Annotated in this window: 16 protein-coding genes and 2 pseudogenes; 10 read left to right on the forward strand and 8 right to left on the reverse strand. The window is 62.6% G+C overall.

Features of this window, described 5'->3' with window-relative positions; all coding sequences use genetic code 11:
• Positions 1-75 precede the first annotated feature (75 nt).
• Positions 76-1,056 carry a sugar kinase gene (locus R5R73_RS16650; protein WP_322528113.1) on the forward strand — a complete coding sequence of 327 codons (981 nt, stop codon included), beginning with the start codon at positions 76-78 and terminating at the stop codon, positions 1,054-1,056.
• Positions 1,057-1,074: 18 nt separating this feature from the next.
• Here R5R73_RS16650 and R5R73_RS16655 read toward each other — a convergent pair whose 3' ends face one another.
• The 5 genes from R5R73_RS16655 to R5R73_RS16675 form a co-directional block, all read right to left on the reverse strand.
• On the reverse strand, positions 1,075-1,710 hold the full coding sequence (locus R5R73_RS16655; protein WP_322528114.1) for a hypothetical protein: 636 nt from the start codon (positions 1,708-1,710) through the stop codon (positions 1,075-1,077).
• The gene (locus R5R73_RS16660) at positions 1,703-3,328 is read right to left on the reverse strand and encodes a sodium:solute symporter (RefSeq protein ID WP_322528115.1); all 1,626 of its coding nucleotides are present in this window, start codon (positions 3,326-3,328) and stop codon (positions 1,703-1,705) included. The genes R5R73_RS16655 and R5R73_RS16660 overlap by 8 nt, the downstream gene beginning before the upstream one ends.
• 149 nt (positions 3,329-3,477) lie before the next feature.
• The gene (betT, locus tag R5R73_RS16665) at positions 3,478-5,541 is read right to left on the reverse strand and encodes a choline BCCT transporter BetT (RefSeq protein ID WP_071230824.1); all 2,064 of its coding nucleotides are present in this window, start codon (positions 5,539-5,541) and stop codon (positions 3,478-3,480) included.
• Positions 5,542-6,306: 765 nt separating this feature from the next.
• A complete protein-coding gene (locus tag R5R73_RS16670) occupies positions 6,307-7,641 on the reverse strand; it encodes a deoxyguanosinetriphosphate triphosphohydrolase (protein WP_071230825.1) in 1,335 nt (444 codons plus the stop codon).
• 247 nt (positions 7,642-7,888) lie between these two features.
• Positions 7,889-8,752, reverse strand: coding sequence for an isocitrate lyase/PEP mutase family protein (locus R5R73_RS16675; RefSeq protein WP_071230826.1), 864 nt, complete (start codon positions 8,750-8,752; stop codon positions 7,889-7,891).
• Between the two features lie 356 nt (positions 8,753-9,108).
• Between R5R73_RS16675 and R5R73_RS16680 the strand changes: the two genes are divergently transcribed.
• Complete coding sequence (locus tag R5R73_RS16680) at positions 9,109-10,221, forward strand: cobalamin-independent methionine synthase II family protein (RefSeq protein ID WP_276233103.1); 1,113 nt, start codon at positions 9,109-9,111, stop codon at positions 10,219-10,221.
• A 60-nt stretch (positions 10,222-10,281) separates the two neighbouring features.
• Here the strand turns inward: R5R73_RS16680 and R5R73_RS16685 are convergent.
• From R5R73_RS16685 to merR, 3 genes and pseudogenes are all read right to left on the reverse strand, one after another.
• Positions 10,282-11,667 (reverse strand): annotated as a pseudogene (locus R5R73_RS16685) (alpha-amylase family glycosyl hydrolase); the annotation flags it as partial.
• A 57-nt stretch (positions 11,668-11,724) separates the two neighbouring features.
• Positions 11,725-13,026 (reverse strand): ISL3 family transposase, encoded by a 1,302-nt coding sequence (locus R5R73_RS16690; RefSeq protein WP_022997615.1) that lies wholly within the window; start codon positions 13,024-13,026, stop codon positions 11,725-11,727.
• A 78-nt stretch (positions 13,027-13,104) separates the two neighbouring features.
• Positions 13,105-13,551, reverse strand: coding sequence for an Hg(II)-responsive transcriptional regulator (gene merR / locus R5R73_RS16695; protein ID WP_006911920.1), 447 nt, complete (start codon positions 13,549-13,551; stop codon positions 13,105-13,107).
• 73 nt (positions 13,552-13,624) lie between these two features.
• Between merR and merT the strand changes: the two genes are divergently transcribed.
• The 8 genes and pseudogenes from merT (at position 13,625) to R5R73_RS16735 (ending at position 20,877) form a co-directional block, all read left to right on the forward strand.
• Positions 13,625-13,975, forward strand: a complete 351-nt coding sequence (merT, locus tag R5R73_RS16700) for a mercuric ion transporter MerT (RefSeq protein WP_006911919.1) — start codon at positions 13,625-13,627, stop codon at positions 13,973-13,975.
• Between the two features lie 13 nt (positions 13,976-13,988).
• Positions 13,989-14,285, forward strand: coding sequence for a mercury resistance system periplasmic binding protein MerP (merP, locus tag R5R73_RS16705; protein ID WP_006911918.1), 297 nt, complete (start codon positions 13,989-13,991; stop codon positions 14,283-14,285).
• A gap of 2 nt (positions 14,286-14,287) precedes the next feature.
• Entirely contained in the window at positions 14,288-14,545 is a 258-nt protein-coding gene (merF, locus tag R5R73_RS16710; protein ID WP_021031449.1) for a mercury resistance system transport protein MerF, read from the forward strand.
• 73 nt (positions 14,546-14,618) lie between these two features.
• Positions 14,619-14,864: a mercury resistance system transport protein MerF gene (gene merF / locus R5R73_RS16715; protein WP_006911916.1), complete on the forward strand. Its 246-nt coding sequence runs from the start codon at positions 14,619-14,621 to the stop codon at positions 14,862-14,864.
• A complete protein-coding gene (gene merA, locus R5R73_RS16720) occupies positions 14,857-16,506 on the forward strand; it encodes a mercury(II) reductase (protein WP_008957401.1) in 1,650 nt (549 codons plus the stop codon). Before merF (R5R73_RS16715) ends, merA begins: the two co-directional genes overlap by 8 nt.
• An 81-nt stretch (positions 16,507-16,587) precedes the next feature.
• On the forward strand, positions 16,588-16,722 hold the full coding sequence (locus R5R73_RS16725; protein WP_008957399.1) for a hypothetical protein: 135 nt from the start codon (positions 16,588-16,590) through the stop codon (positions 16,720-16,722).
• A gap of 95 nt (positions 16,723-16,817) precedes the next feature.
• A pseudogene (locus R5R73_RS16730) lies at positions 16,818-19,577 on the forward strand (Tn3-like element IS1071 family transposase); the annotation flags it as partial.
• 253 nt (positions 19,578-19,830) lie between these two features.
• Positions 19,831-20,877: an alpha/beta fold hydrolase gene (locus R5R73_RS16735; protein ID WP_322528116.1), complete on the forward strand. Its 1,047-nt coding sequence runs from the start codon at positions 19,831-19,833 to the stop codon at positions 20,875-20,877.
• Positions 20,878-21,165: the final 288 nt, after the last annotated feature.

Below are 21,165 nucleotides of genomic sequence, written 5' to 3' on the forward strand. Positions count from 1 at the left end.
CAAGGGCTTCAAACAAAAGCTTCAAAACGACCTCTCAAAGAGGCCTAAAAACTTTTCCACAAGCCAGGAGACGCCATGCCCCGTTCCGATTCCCGCCACGATTCTCGCTACGATGTGCTGACCTTCGGTGAAGCCATGGCCCTGTTCGTCGCCGACGACGACGGCCCGCTGGACCAGGTCACGCGATTCCACCGCCGCACGGCCGGTGCCGATACCAACGTGGCGATCGGGCTGTCACGACTGGGCTTCGATGTGCGCTGGCTCAGTCGCGTCGGCGCGGATCACAACGGCACCTTCCTGCAGCGGGCGCTGGAGACTGAAGGGCTGGACTGCCGCCATGTGCAGCGCGATGACACCCACGCCACCGGCCTGGTCTTCAAGGAGCGCGCCGTCGACGGTGCCGACCCTCACGTCGAGTACGTTCGCCGGGGCAGCGCGGCCAGCTACCTCAACGTCGCCGACAGCGAAGGCGTGGCGCTGGAATCCGCGCGCCACCTTCACGCCACCGGGATCCCGCCGGCCATCTCCGAGTCGGCGCGAGAGCTGTCGTTTCATCTGTTGCGCCGGGCGCGCAGCGCCGGCCTGTCGATCTCGTTCGATCCCAACCTGCGGCCCAGCCTGTGGCCCAGCGAAAAGGTCATGATCGAAACGCTCAACGCGCTGGCCGCCGAGGCCGACATCGTCATGCCGGGGCTCAGCGAAGGGCGCCTGCTGACCGGCCGCGACACGGCCTACGACATCGCCGGAGACTATCTCGACCGGGGCGCCAAGGTCGTGGTCATCAAGCTGGGCCCGGAAGGCAGCTACTTCCGCACCGCCGACAGCGAAGGCACCGTCGAGGGCTCGCCCGTCAAGCAGGTCATCGATACCGTCGGCGCCGGCGACGGCTTCGCGGTGGGCATCGTCAGCGCCTATCTGGACGGGCTGGACTGGCGGGCCGCGCTGCATCGCGGCAACCTGATCGGCGCCCGCCAGGTGCAGGTCATCGGCGACATGGAAGGCCTGCCCAGCCGGGAGCAGCTGGTCGATATGGAACGTAGCGGCGAAGCAATTTAACCCTGGCGGCGAGGCGATCTAACCCGGCACGGGATCGTCGTCGCGAACCTGCCGGCTCGTATGATTCGTGGCGTACGGCTTCGCGTTCAGGCAATCGCGAAGCCCCGCCAGCACCGCGGGCTTGAGCGCTCCCAGCGCTTCGCCCGAGAGCCCGCTGAGAACGATGAGCCGCGTCTGGCGGCGCTGCCGATAGCTCTGTTGCCCTTGCGAATAGCCCTGTCGTCCTTGCGAATAGCCCGGCCGCCCTTGGGAATAACCCAGCCACAGAGGCAGCTCGACGGCGCGCATCGTCGACGGCTGTACACGCAGCGACCAGCGGCGTGGCCGGGCCAGCCGCTCCCAGAGCCACCAGCGCTCGAACTGCGCAACCGTCGGCCGCTGGCCGCCGCCAAGCGCAAGGGCGTCATCGTCCTCTGCCGGCTGCAGGTCCAGCTCCCCCGCCACCAACAACGCCCGGGGCAGGTTCTCGGCGGCCAGGAGCCAGGCCAGCGGCGTTGCCGCCTCGCGGCCGATCTCCACGGCCCACAGCGACAGCCACGCCGGTTCGAACCGCTCGGCGCCAAAGCGGCGCAGCCTGGGTTCGGCGACGGCGGCGTTCACGCGCCGAGGCAGCCGCAATAGCGGTTCCGGCATCGCGGCTTTTAGCTCATCCATTGGCCCACCCTTGAAGTAGCGCCAGCGCAGCAAGCGAGACGAAGAACCACGCCACCAACCCGATGCAGCGACGTCGCGTCAGGCGGGCATCACGGCCGATCTCGGCGGCACCGTCATGGCGCCCCTTGAGCATCGCCTGCATGTCCGGCGCGGTTTCGTCGATCACCACATCCGACAGCTGAGCCGCCGACGGTGCCGGTGCCGTCAGGCTCACCAGGTAGCCGACGACCACCGACACGATCAGCCCGACGAAGTTCTGGTAGAGCCAGGAGATGTCCGTCTGCGAGACGGCCCACACCGCCATCATGCCGAGGACGATACCGGCGACCGCCCCGCGCCCATTGCTGCGATGGCTGAGCACGGCCAGCAGGAAAGTGCCCAGCAGCGCCCCGTAGAACCAGGAGCCAATGCGATTGACCGCCTCGATGACCGGCCCGAGGTTGCCAGCGAAGAAGGCGAATATCGTGGCATAGAGCCCCCAGAAGATGGTGGCCCAGCGCGACGCCTTGAGATAGTGCTTCTCGTCGGCATCGGGCTTGACGTAGCGGGCATAGAAATCGCGAACCGTCACCGCGGAGAGCGAGTTGAGCGCGGAATCCAGGCTAGACATCGCCGCGGCGAAGACACCGGCAATCACCAGCCCGGTAATCCCGACGGGGAAAGCGTTGACCACGTAGCGCGGGAACAGCTCGTTGAGGTTGTCCGGTGCGGTCAGGCCATGCTGCTGGTAGTAGGCCGCCAGCATCACGCCAATGAACAGGAACAGCAGCATCTGCGGCACCAGCAGATAGCCGCCGATCAGCAACGAACGCTGCCCTTCGGCGATCGACGGGCTGGTCAGCACTCGCTGGATCTGACTCTGGTCGGTACCGAAATAAGCGATATGCATCACCACGCCGCCGATCAACCCGGCCCACAGCGAGTAGGTCACGGTGGGATCGAGCGACAGGTCGAGGGTATCGAACATGCCGTTGGCGGCGCCGTAGGCGAACACGTCGCTCCAGCCGCCGGGCAGGCTCGAGACCATCAGCACCATGCTCAGGATCGCCCCCAGCCACAGCACGAACATCTGGATCACGTCGGTCCAGATCACCGCGCTGATCCCGCCGAGCACGGTGTAGCTCACGGCGATGACCGCCATCAGCACGATGGTCAGGTTGACGTTCCAGCCGGTGACGACCGACAGCACCAGCGCTGGCGCGTAGAGTACGACGCCGGTGGCGAGACCGCGGGCGACCAGGAACAGCAGCGCGGCCAGCGACCGCGTCAGCGCCCCGAAGCGACGTTCGAGCAGCTCGTAGATGCTGTAGATCCCGGCGCGGTGGAAGATCGGCACCAGAATCACGATCAGCGCCGCCATCGCCAGCGGTACGTTGATGAACGTCGCCAGGCGCTCCAGCCCGCCTTCGAAACCCCAGCCGGGCGCGCCGATGAACGTGATGGCACTGGCCTGCGTCGCCATGACCGACAGTCCGATGGCCCAGCCGGGAATCTTGCGACCACCGAGGAAGTAGTCCTGCGTGCTCTCCTGATCCTTGCCGAAGCGGGCGCCCACCCAGGCGATCCCCACCACGTAGACGATCAGAACGACGGTGTCCCACCAGGTAAAGGCTCCCACATCCGAGTCCTCGCTTTTTTGTTATCGACAAATTCAGCGTAGCACGTCGTTTCCGGTGTGACCGGACCCGCTCGCCGGCACTGCTGAAACGAAAAACCCCGGCCAGGTGGCCGGGGTCGGAGTCGGAGTCGGTGCAACACGGAGCGATCTCAGCCTGGCGGCTGCTCGGGACTGTCGGGCATGTTGATGCTGCCCGGCTCCATGCGGTTGAGGTGCAGGAACTGCAGATGGCGCTCGTACTGGTCGAGAATGTCATCGATGACCTGCTCACGGGTATAACCCATCAGGTCGTAACCCTGACTCCCTTCCAGCAGATACACCTCCAGACGGTAGTAACGGTTGCTGCTCCGCGGCGTGCGCATGGCGAAGGACGGCGTGGAGAACGGATGCGTCCAGATCTGGTAGGCAAAGTTCTGCTCGTTGCCGAGATCGACGTAGAGCGACAGGTAGTCGTCGTCGTTCTGGTTGCCATCGCTGATGTCGACCTGAACGCCCTGCTTCAACAGCTCTTCACGCACCGCTTCCATCGCCGGGCGCCCGGTCGATTCCAGGAACTGCTGCGCCTGCTGGCGATTGGGGAAGGACATGGCGCGCTTGAGTCGCATCTTCCAGTCGTAAGGGCGATCGCGGCCACCGGTAGACATTCGGCCCGACAGCGAGCCGGACAGGCTCAGGCGATGGCTGTCTTCCTTGAATGCCTCGACCTTCAGTGCCTTGTAGAGCCCGGCGATCATGAAGAACAGCACGATCGAGAAGGGCAGCCCGGTGATGACCACCGCGCTCTGCAGCGTCGACAGCCCCCCGGCAAGCAATAGCGACAGGGTCAGAATCCCGATCACGGCCGACCACAGGATACGCATCCAGATGGGCGCGTCGCTGTTAACGTCCTTGAGCTTGGAGGTGAAATTCGACAGCACCAGGGCACCCGAGTCGCCGGAGGTGATGAAGAACACGATCGCCAGAATGCTCACGGCAACGGTCGTGATGACCGGGAACGGATATTCCTGCAGGAACAGATAGATCCCCGCCGGCGGCGTTTCCATGACCTGCTGGCCGAAGTCCGCCGCCCCGTTCATCGCCATGTCGAGGGCGCTGTTACCCAGGATCGACATCCAGATCATCATGAACGCGATCGGCAGCGTCAGGGTACCGGCCACGAAGGTACGAATCGTGCGGCCACGCGAGATGCGCGCCAGGAACAGGCCGACGAACGGGCCCCAGGCGATCCACCAGGCCCAGAAGAACAGGGTCCAGCCGTTCAGCCACTCCGTCGGGCGGTCGAAGGCGTAGGTGTCGAACGACATCGAGATGAAGTTGGACAGATAGTCGCCGACGTTCATCACCAGCGCGTTGAGCAGGAACACCGTCTTGCCGGCGAACAGCACGAACAGCAACAGCGCGATGGCCAGCAGGACATTGAACTCGGAAAGCCGACGGATCCCCTTCTCGACACCCGTCACCGCCGAAATGGTGGCGAACAGCACGATCAGCAGGACCAGGATCGTCTGCGTCCAGGCGCTCTCCGCGATACCGAACATGAAGTTCAGACCGTAGTTGAGCTGGATGACACCGATCCCGAGACTGGCGGCGATGCCGAACACGGTTCCCAGCACGGCGGCGATATCCACCACGTGGCCAACGGGGCCGTAGATCTTCTTGCCGAAAATGGGATAGAGGGCGCTACTGATGGTCAGCGGGAGGTTGTGGCGATAGCTGAAGAAGGCCAGCGACATCCCCACCAGGGTATAGATGCCCCACCCTGAAAGCCCCCAGTGCAGGAAGGTCAGCTGCATCGCGTGGCGCGCGGCCGCGATCTGGTCATCGGGGGCATTGGGCGCGTTGTAGAACTGGGTCAGCGGCTCCGCCAGGGCGAAGAAGATGACCCCGATCCCGATACCGGCGGAGAACAGCATTGCCGACCAGGAGAAGATGTTGAAATCGGGTCGCGAATGCTCGGGCCCGAGGCGAATCCTGCCGAAGCGGGACACCCCCACGAACAGCACGAACGCCAGATAGATGACGACCGTCAGAAAGTAATACCAGCCGAAAGTGTTGGAGATCCAACCCAGCAGCGCATTGATGATGCCGCTGGCCTGTTCGGTAGCGACCATCGCCCATAGCGAGAAGAGGACGATACCAATGACCGACCCATAGAAGACGACTGGATTCAGCCTGTCCTCGGTCGTGGAATTATTATCGGGGCTTGTACTCATGCGGCTCCCATCATGTTCAGATAGTTTGCGTTGACGAGAGGTCAGGGCGCCCCGGAAGCCCGTACCGGCCTGCGGGGGTCGCTGCGCGATAATGGCCCTTCACTCGTTTCCGTTTTACCGCCGCGAGGCCTTGCGACCTCGGATCGAGTCAGATCGATTCGGTCGTCGAATCCATCGCTGTCTTCAACGAAAGTCGCCGACCCGATCCACTCTCCCCGGCCTCTTGCCTTGTCCTGCAACCACCTGACCAGGGAATCGCTACCACTGCCGATGCTCCTGTAATCGCCCGGTGTCGGGCCGAGCCAATGCTTGAACTATGATCCATTGCGGCACAAATGCGAGTGCTATTTCACCGCTCGAATTCCCAGCGCTTTGCCTCATCGGCTCTTGCCGTCGAGCGCTTCGTGTCAAAGCGCTTCGTGTCAAAGCCCTTCGTGTCAAAGCCCTTCGTGACAAAGCGCTTCACATCGAACTCTTGAAGGCTCGGCAGGTTGGTACGCGGTTTCGACGCACGCTGGCGTCGGCGCCATTCGGTATCGACGACGCTACCGATGACGTGATTTTTATTGATTGATCGTTCAATTAAAATACGGCGTTATGAATCAACTTTCAACAGCCACACCGTCAGACTCTCGAGCAGCCGCGAGGGCCAGAGCACCGAAAGCGACGACGCCGGATACGGATCCGACGTCGCAGCGGGAACCAAAAGGGAAGCAAAAGGGAAGGGAAAAGGAGCTGAAAGAGAGATGAAAAGAGAACGCGGACTTACTCGGCCTTGAGGCGCCCGCCCATTTCCTGAGCGAGCTCGACGGCATAGTGGTCGGTCATGCCACCAATGAAATCGAGCATCCGGCGGTAACTGTCGTAAAGGGGCCAGTTCGGCTTCGGCGTATTCTCGCCGATCAGCGCCAGCACACGCTGATGCTTGAAGGATGAATGGCCGGTGTGATGCAGCTCGTGGGCCGCCCCGATGAATGCCTCGAGCAGAATGCCGAGCGTGGTGTAGGCGCCGATCTCGAGCTTGGCCTTGCGCTCGTTCTGGAAGATGCGCTCGCGGGCCAACTGCTTGGCCGAGGAGACGCCCCAGGTCAGGTCCGGGTGGCACAGCTCGAGCAGATCATCGTTCAGCGTGCCATTGAGCAGCGCCCTTTCGTGCTGGACGAAGACATCCCCGACCTCGTTGACTGCCCGCTCCATCGCCGCCCCCCGCAGCGCCGCGATACGCCGACGCTGGGATACGCCATCGGCGGCCATCTGCTCGTAGCCGGCCGGGGGCTCGCCAGCGATCTGCAGCAGCACCTGCGCCACTTCCTCGTAGCGCAGGATGCCCATTTCCAGACCATCCTCCAGATCGAGCAGCGCATAGCAGATATCGTCCGCGGCCTCGACCAGGTAGGCCAGCGGATGCCGACACCACTTCGACTCGTCGACCGCCTTCAGCCCCAGACGCTCGGCCACCTCGACCAGTAGCTGCTTCTCGGACTGGTAGCAACCGAACTTGCCCATCTGACCACCGTGCTCGACCGTCCACGGATACTTGAGCAGGGTGCCCAGCGTCGCGGCGGAGAGCCGCATGCCGCCCCGAAACTGGTTGTACTCGATCTGGGTCACGACCCGGAAACCCTGGGCGTTACCTTCGTAGGTCAGCAGGTCGCGGCGCTGCGCGTCGTCGAGCCCTTCCAGCAGGCCACTGCCCTGCAGCTCGGCCCATTTGAACCAGTCTCGTATCGCGTACTCGCCGGCGTGGCCGAACGGCGGATTGCCGATATCGTGCCCCAGGCAGGCCGCCTGGACGATCACGCCGAGATCAGCGGGGGTCACCCAGCCCGGCAGGCTGTCGCGCAGCTGCTCGCCGACGATCATCCCCAGGCTGCGGCCGACGCAGCCCACCTCGATCGAATGCGTCAACCGGGTGTGGATATGATCGTTGTCGGTCAGCGGGTGAACCTGGGTCTTGCGCCCGAGCCGGCGGAAGGAACCGGAGAAGACGATGCGATCGTAGTCCTTGTGGAAAGGGCTACGACCGATTTCACCACGCGAAGTCCGGGCATCGTGCAGACGGACGGGATCGAGCAGGCGCTCCCATTGCATGGTGGTCATCTTGGTCTCCGTTGACAGTAAAGGCAGCTTCGGGCTTCGGGCTTCGGGCTTCGGGCTTCGGGCTTCGGGCTTAGGGCTTAGGGCTTCGAACCGACTAGGATGCCGCCCGGGTCGCGGAAAGAAAAGCATCCACGCCCGGCTTGCGGCCCATCATCCCTGCTCTTGGCTCTTGGCTCTTGGCTCTTGGCTCGTAGCTCGTAGCTCGTAGCTCGTAGCTCGTAGCTCGTAGCTCGTAGCTCGTAGCTCGTTATTCTTTGACGTCCATGTATTCGCGCGCCCAGATCCGATACTCGTCGAGCGTCGAATAACGCGTCGACAGCTGCGAGGCATCCAGATCGTTGGTGGCGATGTTGCGTTGCTCGCGCAGGCAGTCGTAGGTCGCCTTGATCGCCGCGAAGTAGGCCGCGTGGCCGTTGACGACGATACGTACGCCGAGCCTCGCCAACCGTTCGCGGTCGCGCAGCGCCGGGTTGTCGTAGGTGACCAGCATCAAGGGCACCGTCAGCGGTGCGGCGAGCTTTTCCAGATGCTCGAAATCCCGCACGCCGACCAGACAGATGGCATCGACACCGGCGGCCTGGTAGGCACGAATGCGCGCAATGGCGGCATCGTCGTCGAGCTGGCCGGCATGGGTGCGCGCGATGATCGACATGGCGGGATCGATACGCGCCTCGAGTGCCGCACGCATCTTGCCGACGCCCTCTTCGACCGGAATCAGATCGGTCGACTTGTGGCCGTACTGCGCCGGCAGCAGCGTGTCCTCGATGGTCAACGCCGCCACGCCGGCCCGCTCGAGCTCGGTGATCGTGCGCATCACGTTGAGCGCGTTGCCATAGCCGTGATCGGCATCGGCGATCACCGGCAGGCGGGCCACGCGGCCGATGCGGGTCGCCTGCTCGACGAACTCGCTCAGCGTGATCAAGGCGAAGTCCGGTGCTGCCAGTACCTGCAGCGAGGCGACCGAGCCCCCGAGAATGCCGACTTCGAAATCGAGATCGGCGGCGATACGAGCCGACATCGGATCGAAGACCGACGCCGTGTAGTAGCACGCGTCGCTGGCCAGCAGCTTGCGGAACGCGTTACGCAAATCGTGTTGCGAGGGGGTTGTCACGAAACACTCCTATCTCTATCACCCTTGCGGGCTTTGCTTCCCTGGGGACCTTTCTTTCACCCGGGAAACATGGTTTTCATGAAGGCGATGCTTTCGCCCTTGGCACACTCGGGCGCCCGCCGATAGCCGATGAAACCGCGATGAAGGCATCGGCGCGGACCGACAATCCTACCACTAAAGTTTGAGAAACGACGCTGGTACCGGGCGCCGCCTGACGATCGATGAATGTCATGCATGATGATCGTGAGCGCGCTTCATTGGCCGAAATTCCCTCCAACCCGCATCATTAGCGGCCTCAGTATCGATATTTGATCCACGTGCCACCATCGGGTCGGCGTCTCTCGAAAGGAAATCCCATGTTGCAAACGCATCCCCCATTCCGAGCCGATATCGTCGGCAGCTTTCTGCGTCCGGCCGCATTGAAGGAAGCCCGCCTCCAGTTTCAGCGCGGCGCCATTGATGCCTCGGTACTTCAAAAGATCGAGGATGACGAAATTCGTCGCGTGGTCGAACAGCAGGAAGCTGCCGGTCTTCAGGTGGTGACCGACGGCGAATTCCGCCGGGCCTGGTGGCATTTCGATTTCCTCGAGCAGCTCGACGGCGTCACGGGATACCAGGGCGATCAGGGCATCCAGTTCCAGGGCGTGCAGACGAGTGCCAAGCAGATCCGCGTCGACGGCAAGGTCGGATTCAATCCCGAACACCCGATGCTGGATCATTTCCGCTATCTGGCCGGCGTCGCCAACGTCATGCCCAAGATGACGATCCCCAGCCCCAGCGTGCTGCACTTCCGTGGCGGTCGCAAAAAGATCGACAGCGGCGTCTACCCCAGCCTGGATGCCTTCTTCGCCGACACTGCCGATGCCTATCGCGATGCCATCCGCGCATTCTACGACGCCGGCTGCCGCTATCTGCAGCTCGACGACACCGTCTGGGCCTACCTCTGCTCCGAGAAGGAGCTGCAGGCCGCGCGGGACCGCGGCGACGACCCCGACCAGTTGCAGGCGATCTACGCCGAGATGCTCAATCACGCCCTGGCCGACAAGCCGGACGACCTCTACGTCTCGCTCCATGTCTGCCGCGGCAACTTCCGCTCCACCTGGATCAGCGAAGGTGGCTACGAGCCGGTGGCGGAGACGCTGTTCGGCAAGGTCGGCGTGGATGCCTGGTTCCTCGAATACGACAGCGACCGTGCCGGCAGCTTCGATCCGTTGCGCTTCATTCCGGAAGGCCATCAACAGGCGGTGCTCGGCCTGATCACCACCAAGGTGGGCGAACTCGAAGATCCGCAGGCCGTCCGGGCGCGTCTCGACGAGGCCACGCAGTTCGTCGACAAGCAGCAGCTCTGCCTGAGCCCGCAATGCGGCTTCGCCTCCACCGAAGAAGGCAATAACCTTGCCGAGCAGGCGCAGTGGGAAAAGATCCGGCTGACGCTGGAGATCGCCAACGCCTACTGGGGCCAGGGTTGAAAGCCCACGAAGATCGTGCCCTGCCGGTGAGACGCAACGTCTCCCCGGCAGGGCCGCCGGCTAGCGGGGCTCGCTTTCGTCGTGGCGGATGAGCGACCCCAGCAGACGGCTGAGGAAGCCCTTCCGCTCGGGATCGGGCTCCTGCTCGATCAGCGCCCTGGGATCGATGCTCTCCCGGTCGATATGTACGAACGCCGCCTGAAAGGGCGGTAGCGTCAGCCCGTCCTCGCCCAGGTGCGCCGTGAACCCGGCCTGATAGACGATCTCGCCGGCACCGGCCGGCAGACTGGTGAAACGCGATTCATCGGTGAGATTGAAGACCGCCAGGATCGCCTGGTCGTGAGAGACCCGCAGCCAGCCCAGCAGCTCGTCGTCGAAGTCGCTCAGGATTAGCGTGCCGTCGACCATCGCCGATTGAGACTTGCGCCAATGCAGGAACTGACGCGTCACGTTCAGGGTGCTTTCCGCATCGGTGTGCTGCTTCTCGACCGACAGTTGGCGATGATGTCCATCCACCGGCAACCACGGCTCCACCGACGTGAAGCCACCGTATTCGCCGCTCGTCCACGGCATCGGTGTGCGGCAGCCGTCACGCCCCTTGTAATCCGGCCACAGCGCCAGCCCATACGGATCGACCAGCCGCTCGTAGGGCACGTCCGCTTCCGGTAATCCCAGTTCCTCGCCCTGATAGAGACAGATGCTGCCATAGAGCGAGCAGAGCATGACCGTGGCGACCTTGGCCACCAGCGGCCCGTGCTGCTCCAGGTTCTCGTGCTCGGTCCAGCGCGACACGACGCGCATGACGTCATGGTTGGAGAGCGCCCAGCAGGGCCAGGCATCGCCCGCGTAATACTGGAAATGCTCGATGATGTCGCGAAGTCGCTGGGCGCTGAATTCGGCATCGAACAGATCGAAGGTATACGCCATGTGCAGCCGGTCATTACCGATGGTGTACTCGACCATGCGTTCCAGCGGCCGGTCGTCGGAGATCTCCCCCACCGTCATGGTGCCGGGATACTCGTCCATCAGCGCGCGCAGTTCGTTCAGGAACCCGATGTTCTCCGGCTGGCTGATGTCGAATTGATGGCGTTGCATCGAATAGGGGTTCGATGCCGGCACGCTAGGGGTCTTCAGCTCACCGCTGCCCAGCGCCGGATTGTCCTGCAGCCCCAGGCTGTGGAAGTAGAAGTTCGAGGTATCCAGCCGGAAGCCGTCGACGCCGAGATCGAGCCAGAAACGGGCGTTGTCGAGCTGCTCCTTGCGCACCGCCGGGTTGTGGAAGTTGAGATCCGGCTGGCAGGACAGGAAATTGTGCAGGTAGTACTGGCGTCGCCGGCTATCGAAGGTCCAGGCGCTGCCGCTGAAGAACGACAGCCAGTTGTTCGGCGCCGTGCCGTCGGGCTTGGGATCGGCCCAGACGTACCAGTCGGCGCGCTGATTGTCGCGGGAACTTCGGGTATTCGGATTAAGTGGTAGATGGAGCCCCCTTGCTCCTTCGAACCCTTAACTCTCCCAGAAGGTTGATAGATCGACGCCGTAGTTTATCTCAGGCTCGGGAAGACCCATGCTGTAGGTCATGGTGGCCTTGCCCAGGAAGGGGGATTCCTTGGTCTGCGGCACCTTCTTCTTGTGCTTGGTGGTGTAGAGCATCCGGGCCCGCATCACCTCGAATGAGTAGCCACGGCCATCGCGGTTCTTATCCTTGGCCAGCCGGTTGATTGACTCCGTGAAGGCGTTGGTGATCGGGATGTCGGTCTCGAAGTAGGTCAGCATCTCCTCATGCCAGCCACTGATAGCACTGACGAGATCTTTCCAGACCTCCTTTTGCCCCTGTGGGATGTCGTCAATCCAGGCAGTCAGCGCCTTCTCGGCGTCACGCCGGGTTGTGGCGTCCCAGATGTGGAAGAACCGCTCCTTGTGCTCGTAGGCCGCCAAGAGCTGGGGGAATGCCCCTGTCCAGGTCTCCATGATGAGCCGTTCGCGATCTGAGACATCGTGAGCGCGCTTCAGCAGGATCTTCCGGTCACCCTTGAGGGTTCGGCGCTGGTTGGACGTCAGCTTTTTCCTGAGCCCCTTGCGGACCTTTTCCAAGGCCTCGTTGGCCATTCGCACGACGTGGAACTTATCGACCACAATGCGAGCCTGCGGCAGCACCGCCTGGACAGCACGGCGGTACGGTTTCCACATATCCATGCTGACGATCTCGACCTGGTGGCGCTCGGTCATGCTCATGAGGCGCCTCGTCACCGCGTCCTGCTGGCGACCGGGCAGCAGGTCCAGTAGGGTACGCTCCTCCAGGTTGGTCAGGATGCAGCGGTAGCGGCGGTTCAGGTACAGCTCGTCGATCCCCAGGCAGCGGGGTGTCTCGAAGCGATGCCAGGCTGCCAGGAACTCAGCCTTCTTCTTGAATATCTCGCGGACAGTCTTCTCGTCGAGGCCCGTGGTATCAGCCACGTAGGCGTAGGGGTGATTGAAGGCTTCCTTCTCGACGTGGTTGTAAAGCCTCCGCGTCATGCGGTGATCGTCTACCATTTCCGGAAGAGCTGGCCGGAACGTCCTTCCACACGCCCGGCAGGTGTAGCGGCGACGGACCACCCAGAGGGTGACCCGCTTTCCGTGGATGTGTAGGTCGCGATAGGCCACATCGCGCTTACCGAACCTGACAAACTCACTCTCAACGCCGCATTCCTCGCAAGCTAGAGGCTCAGGAGCTTCAACCTGGTAGTGGAGATCATGCTCTTCCATCTTGGTGGCTAGGACGTGGTACTCGGGAAGGTGAAGGATGTTGTCAGGCAAGCTGGTCATGCAAACTTTCCTTGTCGACATGGTCTATAGATGATCGCGACTCTTTGACCGCGTTGTTTTCTACGAACTGAAGGTGAGTTACTCCCTTGGGTCTTCTGCTTCTCTGAGCCCTTCATGCAATGACGCAATTAGCGGGCAAGTGATATTGCCTTGTTGTGCATGGCATCGGTCGACCATTTCGCTCAGCACCTTCTCAATTCTTTCAAGCCTGTCGATCTTCTCGCGAACGTCCCCTAACTTGTGCTCTGCGAGAGCACTGGCTTCTTGACAGTGGGCGCCATCTTCCAGCCGAAGTAGGTCACTGATCTCATCCAGACTAAAGCCTAGCTGCTGCGCCGTTTTCACGAACGTCAACCTGTCGATATCGGCGGCACTATAGCGTCGAATACCTCCGGGAGGTCGTTCGGGCTCCGATAATAGCCCTCGTCGCTGGTAATAGCGGATTGTCTCGACATTGACGCCGGCCGCCTTGGCCAGGCCGCCAATGGTCATGGTGTCCGCCACTTTATCTGCATGTCTCTTCATGATGCTTGACTCCGTACCAAGCTACGGAAGTAACCTTATCGTAGCTCCCCCCATCCCGAAAGGAGAATCGTCAATGCGGACATCTAAAACGGGGCGAGGGCCCCTGGCCGCCGGAGGAGTCGCGGCCCTCCTGGCCTCGGCGTGTTGCCTCGGCCCGCTGGTTCTGATCACGCTGGGCGTTTCCGGCGCCTGGATCAGCAATCTGGCGTCGCTGGAGCGCTATCGCCCGCTCTTTATCGGCGTCGCGCTGGTGGCGATGTTCTTCGCCTGGCGTCGCGTCTTTCGGCCAGTGGAAAAGTGCCAGCCGGGAGAGGTGTGTGCCGTGCCACGGGTCAGGACGGGCTACAAGGCGATCTTCTGGCTCGTATCGCTGCTGGTGCTAATCGCCCTGGTATTCCCCTACGTCTTGCCCTTGTTCTATTAAAAGGAGATCTACCATGAAAGCTCGTTTCGCCTTCATCGCGCTACTCGCCCTGCTCAGCACGCCCGCCTTAGCGGCCTTGCAGACCGTGAAGCTGTCGGTGCCGGGCATGACCTGTGCCGCCTGCCCGATCACCGTCAAGGCCGCCCTCAACAAGGTGGACGGCGTCTCGCAAGTCGACGTGAGCTACGCGGATCTCGAGGCCGTGGTCACCTTTGACGACGCCCGAACGTCGGTGGAGGCATTGACCGAGGCCACCACCAACGCTGGGTATCCATCAACCCCGACATCCTCGCAAGCGGATCGAGAGTGATCATGAAGAATCCCAAGACCCTGCTGCGCGTGAGCGTGATCGGCACCGTCCTGGTGGCATTGTGCTGCTTTACGCCGATCCTGGTGATCCTGCTTGGCACGGTGGGCCTGGCGGCGCTGACGGGCTATCTCGACGTTGTGTTATTGCCGGCCCTGGCCTTCTTCATCGGCCTGACCATTTATGCGATTTGGCGTAAGAAGCAGTTCGACGCCTGTTGTGACAACTGCTCTATCAAATCAAGGAATACGCCCCCTGAGTGACATCAAGCAGCTGCACATCGCGGTCATCGGGTGAGTTGTTTACGAGCTTGTCCGTCACGGTGAAGGAATAAGCGTGAAAGATTCGCAGAAATTTTTAAGCGTCGTGCTTGGCACCGGGTTGATGGTGCTGTGTTGCGCCGGGCCAATCGCCCTGGTGCTATTCGGTACGGCGGGCCTGGCCGCGTTGGCAGGCTATCTCGATTACCTGCTGTTTGCCGTCCTGGCCATCGTCATCGGCTTACCTCTCTACGCGCGATACCACAAGCGGAAGCAGGATGCCGGCTTTACTAATGAAGACTCGGAGAAACGTGATGATTGAACTCAACGTGAGCGGCATGACCTGTGACCGCTGTGCGGATCATGTCAGGGAAGCCTTGGAGAAGCTGCCCGGCGTGCAGTCGGTGGAGGTATCCTATCCTCAGAGGACGGCATCGGTAGCCGTTGATCCGGGGACACCGGCCTCGGCGTTGACGTTTGCCGTGACCCGACTTGGCTACCAAGCTCGACTGGCCAACAGTGGGCCCACTTCCCCGGCAGGCGCATCGGTGTCCAAGGGCCGTGATGAAGACGCCCCGCACATCGCGGTGATCGGCAGCGGCGGCGCCGCCATGGCGGCGGCCCTGAAGGCCGCCGAGCGCGGCGCCCGGATCACCCTGATCGAACGCGGCACCGTCGGCGGTACCTGTGTCAATACAGGCTGTGTGCCTTCGAAGATCATGATTCGCGCGGCCCATATTGCCCACTTGCGTACGGAAAGTCCCTTCGATGCAGGCCTGAGCGCCCAGGCGCCGGTGGTGGATCGGGCCAAGCTGCTCGAGCAGCAGCAGCGACGTGTCGAGGAACTGCGTGACGCCAAGTACGAGGGGATTCTGCGCGACCACCCGGCCATCACTGTCCTGCACGGCGAGGCCCGGTTTATCGATGCCCATAGCCTGATGGTCAAGCTGAACGAGGGCGGCGAGCAGGTCGTCCACTTCGACCGCGCCTTCATCGGTACTGGCGCCCGACCGGCAGTACCGCCGATCCCGGGTCTTGCCGACACCCCCTACCTGACCTCTACCAGTGCTCTGGCCCTGGACACTCTTCCCGAGCGGCTGATTGTGATCGGCGCCTCGGTGGTGGCCCTGGAACTGGCCCAGGCCTTCGCCAGGCTGGGCAGCCGGGTCACGGTGCTGGCCCGCAGCCGCCTGCTCTCCCAGGAAGACCCGGCGGTAGGGGATGCGGTGGAGGCGGCGTTTCGCCGCGAGGGCATCGAGGTCCTCAAGCAGACCCAGGCGAGCCGTGTGGACTACACCGACAATGAATTCATTGTCGACACCAACGCCGGCACCTTGCGGGCGGATCAACTGCTGGTGGCCACCGGACGGACACCCAATACCGAGGCCCTGAACCTGGCGAGCCTCGGCGTGGAAACCGCACATGGGGCTATTCTGGTCGATGAGCATCTGCACACCACGGTGCCGGGGCTCTATGCCGCCGGTGACTGCACCGATCAGCCGGAGTTCGTCTATGTCGCCGCCGCCGGGGGCAGCCGGGCTGCCGTCAACATGACCGGGGGCGAAGCCACCCTGGACCTGAGCGCCATGCCGGCGGTGATCTTCACCGACCCCCAGGTGGCCACCGTCGGCCTGACGGAAGCCGAGGCCATCGAGCAAGGCTTCAGCGTCGATACCCGTGAGCTGGACCTGGAAAACGTGCCGCGTGCGCTGGTGAATTTCGACACCGGTGGTTTCATCAAGCTGGTGGCCGAACGCGACTCGGGCCGGTTGCTGGGGGTGCAGGCGGTGGCGGGGGAAGCCGGTGAGCTGATCCAGACGGCGGTGATGGCGCTACGCGCACGCATGACCGTACACGACATCGCCAATGAGCTGTTTCCCTACCTGACCATGGTGGAAGGGCTCAAGCTCTGTGCCCAGACTTTCACCAAGGATGTGACGCAGTTGTCCTGCTGTGCCGGGTGAACGATATGAGCGCGACCGTGGTGCCACTGGGCGGCGGCACCACGGGTTTTGGGCATGGACACCACAGGGAGCCCTGTCACGATGAACACGACACTACCAGATTGCGGGATGATGGGGGCGATGGGCTGGATAATGCCAGTGATCGGAATTGCCCTACTATTGCTACTGGTCCTCGGCATCGCCTGTTTGGTGAAGTATCTGCTCTCTAGCAAGTGAGCGTACTCAGCGAGCCATCAACCAGCTAATCCGTTGTGGGTTGAGTTTGTCGGCCACCTTTAGCTCTCGCATACCAACCAGATAATCCGGATACCCTTGGTTTCCTGCGCATGAGTGGGCGTTTGCTCGGTGCCTTTCGGGTAATTCCAGTAGCCTTGTGGCGCCACCTTGGCAACGAGCTTGGCATTGCAGCACCAGAAGTCGCCTCGCTGAGAGCCATGTATGAACGCGGGCGCACGCTATTCGATCACCAACAAGTAGCCTGCACGGTCCTTGGATTCCAGTGGATGAGCGAGCACCAGCGCCGCTCACTGGTACGTGAACTGCGCGACGAAGTGGCGCGCTGCGCCGACCGCGATCAGCTACTCGTGCGGGCGCGTCAATGGCTGTACAAGAACAAGCTGGTGATCGTGCACGAGCGGGCAATTCGGACACTGATTGCGGCGGCACTTGCCCAGCTTGAAGTTGAAACAGGCACCGCCATCGCCGCCAGCGTTGATCCAGCAACACTTGATCGCTGGCGAGCCTCAGTTTCAGAGCTGCGCCCAGATGGACAAACCCAGCAGAGTTGGCTATGGGCTGCACCGGCGAAACACTCAACCCGCCAAATCAGCGAGGTACTGGAGCGCATCGACCTGCTTTACACGCTGGACGTTCATAAGCACCTGGCAGACATCCCCGATCTCATCTTGCGCCGCTACGCGCGCCGACTTGTCTCCAGGCCGCCCTCAGCCGGAGCCAAGATCAAAGAGCCAGCGCGCACCGTGGAGGTCGCATGCTTTCTTCGGTATTGCCTGTTCACCACCACAGACCAGTTGATCCTTATGGTGCAGCGCCGGATCGCCGATCTGTGGCGTCAGGCTGCCGCCGATGTCCCCGCTACCGTCAATTGGGCCGCAATGTACAAAACGCTGCTCGGCGAACTTGTTGCCTTGAGCGCGCAAGGTGCGGTGCCAGATGCTGAGTTGCGTGCCCGTCTTGAAGCCTTGATCACCGAAACCCAGAAACGCAAACCACCGAGCAGGGCCTCCCTGGTCCGCGAGGGATTGATTGATGGAATTCGCCCCGTGCGGTCGTTGCTCGTCGCCATTGCAAAGCTGCCCTGGCAGGCCACCGGCGAGCATCCTGCCATCGAGTACCTTGCCAAGCTGCAAGCTTTATATCTCAAAGGATCCAGAAAGCTGCCAGTTGAAGTGGTGGCACCAAGTCTGGGAATGATCTGGCAGGTTTCGATCTCCAGCCCAGACCGGGAACGGGCGTTTCAGGCGTTGGAGGTGGCCACCCTGTTTGCCCTGCGCCGCGCGGTGCGCAATGGCTCGGTCTGGATTGAGCACAGCCTGAGCTTTCGGGGTCGTGCGCGCTTGTTCTTCACGGACGAGCGTTGGCAGGCAGAGTCCAAGAAACACTATGCCCGTCTATCGTTACCCAGCAAGGCTGCCACTTTCTTGAAGCCTTTGCTGGCCAGAGTAACTGCCGGTGTCGATGCGGTGGCCGCTGCAGCCCGCAGTGGCGTACTGCGCGTGGATGATGAACTCCATTTGTCGCCATTGCCCGCAGAGGACGAAGACCCAGAAGTGACCAAGCTGCGCGCGGCTTTGGATCACCGCATCGGTGAGGTTCAATTGCCGGAAGTGATTCTGGCCGTTGACGCCCAGGTGCGCTTTAGCTGGATCATGCTCGGACGTGAGCCGCGCTCTACCGACGAGCTGCTGATGGTCTATGCCGGCATCATGGCCCACGGCACCAGTCTGACTGCGGTCGAATGCGCGCGCATGATTCCGCAATTGTCTGCCACCAGCATTCGCCAGGCCATGCGCTGGGCGCGGGACGAACGGCGTCTGAGCCAGGCCTGCCAGGCTGTGCTGGAATTCATGCAGCGACACCCGATTGCCGCCACCTGGGGGCGGTCCGATTTGGCATCTTCTGACATGATGACCATGGAGACCACCAAACGGGTGTGGCAAGCCCGGCTTGATCCTCGGCGCAACACACCTTCCATTGGAATCTACTCCCATGTAAAAGACCGGTGGGGCATCTTCCATGCGCAGCCCTTTGTGCTCAATGAGCGCCAGGCGGGCGTGGCCATTGAAGGTGTCATCCGCCAAGAAAAGCTGGAGACCAGCCAGCTTGCTGTGGATACCCATGGCTACACCGACTTTGCCATGTCACATGCCCGTTTGCTTGGTTTTGATCTTTGCCCGCGGTTGAAGGAACTCAAACAGCGCCACCTCTTTGTGCCACGCGGCACCAAAGTGCCCGCAGAAATCGCTGCGGTGTGCGAAGCCAATGTCGACGTCGCTTTGATCGAAAAGCATTGGGATAGTCTGGTGCACCTGGCAGCCTCGGTCATGAGCGGACATGCCAGTGCGGTGGCAGCTCTTGCGCGGTTCGGTTCTGCCGCCCAGGGCGATCCAATCTATGAGGCTGGCGTGCAATTGGGGCGGTTGCTGCGTACGGCGTTTTTGGCTGACTACTTTGTCAAGGACGCTTTCAGGAACGAGTTGCGCCGGGTGCTCAATCGGGGCGAGGCTGTTAACGCCCTCAAGCGCGCCATTTATACCGGCCGGATCAGCCCGGCGCAGGCCAAACGTGTCGATGAAATGCAGGCTGTGGCCGATGCGTTGAGCCTGATGGCCAACATCGTGATGGCGTGGAATACCTCACAGATGCAGGCGGTCCTGGATCGCTGGTCGAACCGCCGCCAGGTCATTCCACCGGAACTGATCGGGAAGATTGCGCCCACCAGGCTGGAGAGCATCAACTTGCGGGGTGTGTTTCGCTTCCCGGTTGACCGCTATGCTGACCAAATCCTGCCTTCGCGGCCAAATGCATCGATAACTGGCACCAATGGATGAAACCGACCACGGTTTGACGCCACGAATCGCAGATTTGAAAGTGAACAGGAAAGTCAATGAAATCAACGGTCTACCCAGACCACCCCCGCGCCAGTGCTAGCTTTGCGTACCGTCACTTATTGCACTGAAAACGAGGAGACCCCATAATGCGCCGAACTGGGTCGGCCGCGCTGCGCCGTCCTCGCCAGTCGTCCCAGCGACCGCCCGGCGGTGCCAGAGTCGATGCCAATTCCACAGAGGACCAGGAGACAAGATGAACAACACGCCCCCCGCATCCCGCCGGAAGTTCTTCCGCACCAGCGCTGGCATGGGTGCCATCCTAGCCGCCGCCAGCACCGGCGCGTCCGGTGCCAGCGCGTGCGCCCACGCTGCCGTGCGGGTGCGCAACGGCTTTGTGGCCGATCCTTCGACCTACTACGAGGTTCTGGAGCCGGTCGCGAAGACCCGCAAACCGCCCATGGTGATGATCCACGGCGGGGCGCACACCGGCTCCTGCTACATGGCGACCGCCGACGGCCGCCCGGGCTGGGCGCCCTTCTTCGCGGCCCAGGGCTACCAGGTGGTGGTGCCCGACTGGGCAGGCACCGGTCGCAGCGGCTACATCCCCTACGACGAGCTGTCGGGCGAGACGGTGGTGAAGGGCCTTGGCAAGGTGCTGGCCACGCTGGACCGCCCGGCGATCGTCATGACGCATTCGATGTCGGGCCCCTTCGGCTGGAAGCTGCTCGAACTCTTCGGCGACCGCATCGTCTCCCTGGTGGCAATCGCACCTGGCGGGCCGGCCAACGTTAGCGCGCCGACCGAGTTCCTGTCCAGCACGCCGGACCACGTGGAAGTCCGCTTGGCGCCCGGCGCTCCGGTGCTCAAGCTCAGCCGCAAGCTACCCTTCGTTGCCGAACCGGGCTGGGCCACCAAGAAGGCGGTCGGCAGCAGCACGCGCTTCCCGCGCGAGTATCTGGACAGCTACCTGGCCAGCCTCACCGTCATTCCGCCCCGGTTGCTGCTGGAGCGAGTGAACTATGAGAACAGCGCGCCCCGCGTGACCGACCCCTCGGGCTACAAGGGCAAGCGCGTGGCCCTGGTCATGGGCACCAATGACGCGGACCACACGGCCGCCATCGACAAGCCCATCGTCGACTGGCTGAACGACATCGGCGCGCGCGCGGAGTTCATTCCGCTGGGCGACCGGGGCATCCAGGGCAACGGCCACATGATGATGATGGAGAGCAACAGCGACCAGTTGGCAGCCGGTATTGCGGCCTGGCTGCAGACCGGCAAGTTCACCGCCTCGGCGTCCTAGCACCTCCGGACAGCGCTCGGGCCGACGCCGCCGCGATCCAGTGGCGCAGGCTGTTAAGGCAGGCCAGGTCAGTGTCGCGCGGCAGGGCTTCCACCCGCACCATGCCCTCTTCCAACCGCCCCTCGCGCAGCGCCACTGCGCGGACGCACCGTTTGGCAGGCCGCAGCGCAACTGCGGCGTGGCCATCGCCCATCATCGGGGACTGCTCCCTGGAAAGAGAAGACGCACGAGTTCGCAGCGGCAGGCCGGCCGCCGCTAGCCCGCAATGCCCGGCGTCCAGTCCGCTCT

Source organism: Salinicola sp. LHM (genome assembly GCF_034479735.1).
In the GTDB taxonomy this organism is placed as follows: Bacteria; Pseudomonadota; Gammaproteobacteria; order Pseudomonadales; family Halomonadaceae; genus Salinicola; species Salinicola salarius.

What these genes read in the sequence shown, in the direction of transcription:
- betT (WP_071230824.1), bottom strand. Translation starts at nt 5,541, where the DNA reads ATGAGTACAAGCCCCGATAATAATTCCACGACCGAGGACAGGCTGAAT.
- merF (WP_021031449.1), top strand. Translation starts at nt 14,288, where the DNA reads ATGAAGAATCCCAAGACCCTGCTGCGCGTGAGCGTGATCGGCACCGTC.
- R5R73_RS16690 (WP_022997615.1), bottom strand. Translation starts at nt 13,026, where the DNA reads ATGACCAGCTTGCCTGACAACATCCTTCACCTTCCCGAGTACCACGTC.
- merA (WP_008957401.1), top strand. Translation starts at nt 14,857, where the DNA reads ATGATTGAACTCAACGTGAGCGGCATGACCTGTGACCGCTGTGCGGAT.
- merP (WP_006911918.1), top strand. Translation starts at nt 13,989, where the DNA reads ATGAAAGCTCGTTTCGCCTTCATCGCGCTACTCGCCCTGCTCAGCACG.
- R5R73_RS16735 (WP_322528116.1), top strand. Translation starts at nt 19,831, where the DNA reads ATGAACAACACGCCCCCCGCATCCCGCCGGAAGTTCTTCCGCACCAGC.
- R5R73_RS16725 (WP_008957399.1), top strand. Translation starts at nt 16,588, where the DNA reads ATGAACACGACACTACCAGATTGCGGGATGATGGGGGCGATGGGCTGG.
- merT (WP_006911919.1), top strand. Translation starts at nt 13,625, where the DNA reads ATGCGGACATCTAAAACGGGGCGAGGGCCCCTGGCCGCCGGAGGAGTC.
- R5R73_RS16670 (WP_071230825.1), bottom strand. Translation starts at nt 7,641, where the DNA reads ATGACCACCATGCAATGGGAGCGCCTGCTCGATCCCGTCCGTCTGCAC.
- R5R73_RS16680 (WP_276233103.1), top strand. Translation starts at nt 9,109, where the DNA reads ATGTTGCAAACGCATCCCCCATTCCGAGCCGATATCGTCGGCAGCTTT.
- R5R73_RS16650 (WP_322528113.1), top strand. Translation starts at nt 76, where the DNA reads ATGCCCCGTTCCGATTCCCGCCACGATTCTCGCTACGATGTGCTGACC.
- R5R73_RS16655 (WP_322528114.1), bottom strand. Translation starts at nt 1,710, where the DNA reads ATGGATGAGCTAAAAGCCGCGATGCCGGAACCGCTATTGCGGCTGCCT.
- merR (WP_006911920.1), bottom strand. Translation starts at nt 13,551, where the DNA reads ATGAAGAGACATGCAGATAAAGTGGCGGACACCATGACCATTGGCGGC.